Origin of the sequence: Paraburkholderia humisilvae (assembly GCF_902859855.1) — a bacterium.
In the GTDB taxonomy this organism is placed as follows: Bacteria; Pseudomonadota; Gammaproteobacteria; order Burkholderiales; family Burkholderiaceae; genus Paraburkholderia; species Paraburkholderia humisilvae.
Window position 1 is genome coordinate 1 of sequence record NZ_CADIKH010000343.1, and the last position, 1,365, is coordinate 1,365.

A 1,365-nucleotide genomic window follows, 5' to 3' on the forward strand; every position below is an offset into this window, starting at 1 on the left:
TGGATTCCGGTTAGCTGGTTGTTACTCTCGACAAGCAACATTCTCAGCCAACCGCCACCGCCTTCTCAATTCCCCGCCTCAACCCCATACACCAGATCCGACAATAGCTCCGGGCAGCGGCCGGTACCCCCACCCGGGTCGGGTACGCCTCAGGGGGTGTCGTCGTTGACCACACGGCTCCATTCTTCGGTCCCGTAAAAACGATGAGAGGACGCCTCATGAAATTCCGTAAGTCGCCGGTTTGACAGGTAGGCTCCCATTCCACTATGGCCGTAGAGAGGGATGGTGAGCTTATAGGGCACACCACGCGTTTTTTTCTCAAAGTCGGCAATCACGGCTACGTCGACTCCAGGAGCACGCTGCTCTCGCTTCTGTTCTGAGTAGGCTTTATCCACGAGCGCCTTCTTGGCTAGATCCGGCCTTTGGTCGTTCGCTCCCTGGTCTTGTCCAGCAGACATGTTAGCCATTGTCCCCCAGTTCTGATCCGGTGCCTGGGGATGCGCTAATAATCGGCAGGATGACCCTGCCTGCGCAACGTGTCCGGCAACCTGCATCGCTGGCGACTGACTGGGCGTGCCGGGGGAGGACGACGGTAAGGCCTGGAGTTCCGGGGAAGGGCTGGAGCGGCCTGGGCCCGGGGTCTGCAAACCGGGCCCGGCGTAGGGGTCCACTCCGGCAAAGTTCTGTCGGTTGTCCGCGATGGTCGGTGTGCTCTGATCCGCCGCGTAGGGGGCGGAAGACCTGTAACTAGGTTGGGAAACGTGCATTGAGATTGCGTCGCTGCGAAAAAGGCAGGGAAACCGAAAAACATACGGTACGATTTCTGGCCCGCCGTCGACTGCGGGTTCCCGCAATAGACCGCACCCATCGCGAAAACAGCTGGTGATAAAGGACATCCGGGATCCTCTCTATGGCTCCATCGAATCCGGTGATTCGCGAAGTGGAAGACGCTCGCGACTCGCTCAGTGCGTTCGAGCAACTCGAACTGGCTGGCACGGTGATCCGCGATCGAAAGGTCTACAGAGGGACGCCTTGCTGGCCGGCAACGGCGTGGTTGAACTGGAAAACGGGCAGGCACGTGCTGAAATCCAGCTCCTCGCACAAGAGTTCTTCGAGCTGGAATTTCGCGACCGAGTTATTGATTAACTCAATAAAGTTGAGTGAATGAAAATTTAAGATTACCTCGAAGGGCAGCCACCCTGCGCTAACCCATTCCATTACACACAAGTTGAGCTGAGTGGGTTGTAAACTTCGGCGTTTTGCCGTTTACTCTTGTTTTTTGCGTGACGAGCGAATGGCACAAGCGACGGAGAGTTGGGCGGCAATGGAATTCAAGGGTATTGATCTGGGCGACAAGCGCCTGAA

The 1,365-nt window shown here is 57.1% G+C and carries 1 protein-coding gene; it reads right to left on the minus strand.

Annotated elements, in window-relative coordinates; translation table 11 throughout:
• Positions 1-149 precede the first annotated feature (149 nt).
• Complete coding sequence (locus HV796_RS42410) at positions 150-395, minus strand: hypothetical protein (RefSeq protein WP_175233572.1); 246 nt, start codon at positions 393-395, stop codon at positions 150-152.
• Between the last annotated feature and the right edge of the window lie 970 nt (positions 396-1,365).